Consider the following 3852-nt stretch of genomic DNA (forward strand, 5'->3'; position numbering starts at 1 on the left):
TTCCCACATGATGGAACCAATGTGACAGACGGCACTTTATGTCTGGACAGTGCGGCGGTTATTTCCCCATGATCTTCGCATGACCGCACCCGATGACGACCCGCTGCCTGAGGCGGTTTCGCTCGTCGAGGGCGGGATGCGAGACGGCCTGAAACTGCGTTTGCTCGGCGGCCTCGGGGTGCGTGTGCTCTGCCCGGAATTCCCGCCCCGGCTGCGGCCAGGCCAGGACATGGACCTGGCGTGCACGGGAAAAGGGCGCCGCGACGTCGCCGCTTACCTGGAACGCAGCGGATGCACCGCGGACCGGATGTTCAACAGCCTGAACGGCGATCGGCAGATGTACTTCATCGCCCCGTCAGGACGGCCTGTCGACGTCATGGTGGACCGGCTGGTGATGTGCCACACGCTCGATTTCCGGCCGTCATTCCGCAATTCTTCGCTCACCCTCGACCCGGCCGATTTGCTGCTGTCCAAGCTGCAGATCTTCCAGCTGAACGCCAAGGACGCGCACGACATCACGCACCTGCTCGCGGGGGTGCCGGTCGGCACCGCGCAGTCCGGCGGGGCGGACGGCGGCGACGTGATCGACACCGGCCGGTTCGGTGAGGTGCTCGGCGCGGACTGGGGCTGGTGGCGGACCTGCACAGGGAACTTGGAGAAGCTGCCGGCGCTGATCGCGGAAAACCCCGGGCTGGTCCCGCAGACGGCGCCCTTCGACCCGCTCGCGCAGGCGGCCCAGCTGCTCGAGTTCGCGAAGTCGGTGCCCAAGGGCGTCAAGTGGCGGCTGCGGGCCAACGTCGGCGATCGCGTGCGGTGGTACGAGCTTCCAGAAGAGGTAGCGCACTTACGGAAAGCGGCATCCGATGAAGATCTTCTTCGCAACCGACATCCACGGGTCGGAAATCTGCTGGCGCAAGTTCCTCAACGCGGCGGCCTTCTACAAGGCCGACCTGGTGGTGCTCGGCGGCGACGTCACCGGCAAGATCATGGTCCCGATCGTGGCCCGCAACGGGTACTGGGAGGTCACCATCAGGGGCGAGAAGCGCCGCCTGGAGAACCGCGAAGCGCTGGAGGCGGCCGCAAAGCAGCTCAGGGACCGCGGCTCCTACCCGGCGATCGTCACACCCGATGAGCTGGACGCGCTCGACACCGAGCAGGCCATCGACGAGCGGTTCAACACGGAGATGACCCAGTCCCTGGACCGCTGGCTGGACATGGCGGACGGCAAGCTGCGCGGCGGCAACATCCCCTGCATCCTGAACGGCGGCAACGACGACATCTTCGAGATCGACCCGATCCTCGAGGCCTCGCCGTGCGTGACGTTCGCCGAGGGGAAGGTCCTCGATCTGGACGGCTGGTCCATGGTGTCGATGGGCTGGACCAACCCCACGCCGTGGAACACCCACCGCGAGGCGCCGGAGGACGAGCTCGCGGCGAAGATCGACGCCGTCGCCGGCCAGATTCCCGACCTGAGCCGGACGATCTTCAACTTCCACGCCCCGCCGTTCGGCACCGGCCTCGACGAGGCGCCCGCGCTCGACGCGAACATGCGGCCGACGCACGGCGGCGCGGTCATGAAGCCGGTGGGCTCCACCGCGGTACGGCAAGCGCTCCAGCGGTACCAGCCGCCGCTTTCCGTGCACGGGCACATTCACGAAAGCCGCGGGGTGGCGCGGGTGGGCCGCACCCTCGCCATTAACCCCGGCAGTTCCTACAGCGACGGCGTGCTCCAGGCGGCCATCATCGATTTGAACCAGAAGAAGGGCAAAGTCAAATACGTCCTAGTCAACGGTTAAACCATCGTGGCTATGGATAGGGCCTGGGAGTCATCACACGTACGTTCGGAATAACTGATTTATAAACCCTTGTAGGAGAACATATGGCCACCGACGCCATCGGCGACGAAAAACCGACGCTATTCCTGCGGAACGCTACCGGGCTGGTCCGGGGCTGGTCCGTGCGCGACTCGATGATCTACGCCTGCCTGTCCACCAACATAATCACGTTGGGTCTGGTCGAGTTCGCCTACCAGGGCGCGTTCCCGAGCGGGCAGCTGCTTACCGCCGTGCTGCTCTCGGGCGTGTGGGTGTCGTTCCTCGTCCTCGCCTACAGCGGGCTTGTCGTCACGATCCCGCGGGCGGGAGGCGACTATGTGTGGCAGAGCCGCATCCTCCCGTTCGGCAGCGGGCTCGGCTTCGTGATGGCCGCCACCGGATGGTGGTTCATCCTCTGGCTATGGGCGCCGATCTACGGGTCGGTGCTGGCGGAGGAATTCTTCCAGCCGCTGTGGGCGACGCTCGGCAGCTCGTCGGGGGCGGCGTGGTTCGGCACCCCCAACGGCATCTTCGTCGTCACGCTGATCACGATCGCGCTAGCCGGCGTGCTGGTCTCGCTAGGCATGGCCGGGTACGCGAGTGTGCAGAAGTGGTGCTTCCTCGGCGGGCTCATCGGGTTCGCGATCATCGTGATCATCCTGCTGGTGTCTAGCAAGGCGGCCTTCATCTCGTCGTTCAACTCGGAGACCGCCAAGCTGTTCGGGATGAAGAACGGATACGGCGGCACGCTCGCGGACGCGGGCAGCAAGGCGGTCGGGTACACGGCGCCGCCGTTCGGCGTGGCGGGCGCGTTCAGCCAGTCGCTGCTGCTGGTCCCGATGCTGATGTTCTACCTGCTGTGGCCGAACTGGGGCACCACGCTGTACGGCGAGGTCCGCGGGGCGAGCGACTTCAAGCGCGTGTTCAGCGGCATGTTCTTCGGGCTGTGGACCACGGTGCTGCTGTCGGTGGTCCTCCTGACGCTGTTCGCCAAGACGTTCGGGTGGTCGTTCTATCAGTCCGCGAACGTGCTCTGGGTGGACTCCCTGTACGGGATCCCCACGGCACACGCACTGCCGATCTTCCCGTACCCGGTGCTGCTGGCTGCCTGGCTAGTGCACAATACGGCGTTCCAGGTGATTTTGATCCTGTTGATGAGCCTGTGGTTCTTCGGGTGGGTGGGGACGCTGTTCCTCTCCTCGACCCGGGTGATCTTCGCCGCGGCCTTCGACCGGATCCTGCCGGACGGCGCGGCCCAGGTATCGGAAAAGCGCCGGGTGCCGGTGTGGTCGCTGGTGCTGATGCTGCTGCCCGCGGTCGGGCTGAGCGCACTGTACGCCTACAACTCGACGTTCCATACCTACACCCTGGATGCGACGCTGGTGATCGCGGTGACGTACCTGTTCAGCGCCATCGCCGTGGTGATCCTGCCGTGGCGCAAGCCGGAACTGTGGCGGGCCTCGCCGGCGTCGCGGATTCGGCTACTCGGGGTGCCGGTGGTGCCCGCGGGCGGCCTGGTGACCATCGGGCTGATCGGCTTCTGCCTGTACGAGTGGCTGTCGAAATCCGCCTACGGCGTCAACAACAACGACTCGCTGATCTACATGGGCGCGATGTACGTGCTCGCGCTGGCGATCTTCCTCGTGGCGCGCACGGTGCGCGCCCGGCAGGGCATCGACCTGTCGCTGATCAACAAGGAGATCCCGGTCGAGTAAGCGCGGGGCGTGGGGCCGACTCGGCTAGGCGCGGCGGAGGACGAGGATCATCCGCCACGCGGCCGGGTCGGCCAGCCCCGTGCTGTCGTCGAAGTCGCCGTAGCTGGCCGCGACCGTGAAGCTGCCATCGAGGCGGAGCGCGGCGGTCAGCTCGGTCGCGGTCCAGAACCGGTTGGGCACCACGTCGCCGACCGTGCGGACCGTCCCGTCCGCGTCGTGAGCGGTGATGCTCATGTGTTCCCTGGTGATCTGCGTCACGGGGTCGATCCGGTCCTGGCCGCCGCCCCACCGCACCTCGGCGCGGACGCCTTCCTGATCGATCG

At 66.4% G+C, this 3852-nt stretch carries 3 protein-coding genes and 1 pseudogene; 2 read left to right on the plus strand and 2 right to left on the minus strand.

The annotated features are described in order from the left end of the window. Positions 1-421: 421 nt before the first annotated feature. A complete protein-coding gene (locus WA805_RS10920; protein ID WP_425242284.1) occupies positions 422-844 on the minus strand; it encodes a hypothetical protein in 423 nt (140 codons plus the stop codon). Between the two features lie 19 nt (positions 845-863). Between WA805_RS10920 and WA805_RS10925 the strand changes: the two genes are divergently transcribed. Both WA805_RS10925 and WA805_RS10930 read left to right on the plus strand, forming a co-directional pair. Further along, positions 864-1796, plus strand: a complete 933-nt coding sequence (locus WA805_RS10925; RefSeq protein ID WP_422281696.1) for a metallophosphoesterase family protein — start codon at positions 864-866, stop codon at positions 1794-1796. A gap of 83 nt (positions 1797-1879) precedes the next feature. Further along, complete coding sequence (locus WA805_RS10930) at positions 1880-3529, plus strand: amino acid permease (protein ID WP_422281698.1); 1650 nt, start codon at positions 1880-1882, stop codon at positions 3527-3529. 24 nt (positions 3530-3553) lie between these two features. Here the strand turns inward: WA805_RS10930 and WA805_RS10935 are convergent. Further along, a pseudogene (locus WA805_RS10935) lies at positions 3554-3852 on the minus strand (class I SAM-dependent methyltransferase); the annotation flags it as partial.

It is taken from the genome of Trebonia sp., from assembly GCF_049794275.1.
GTDB lineage: Bacteria > Actinomycetota > Actinomycetes > Streptosporangiales > Streptosporangiaceae > Trebonia.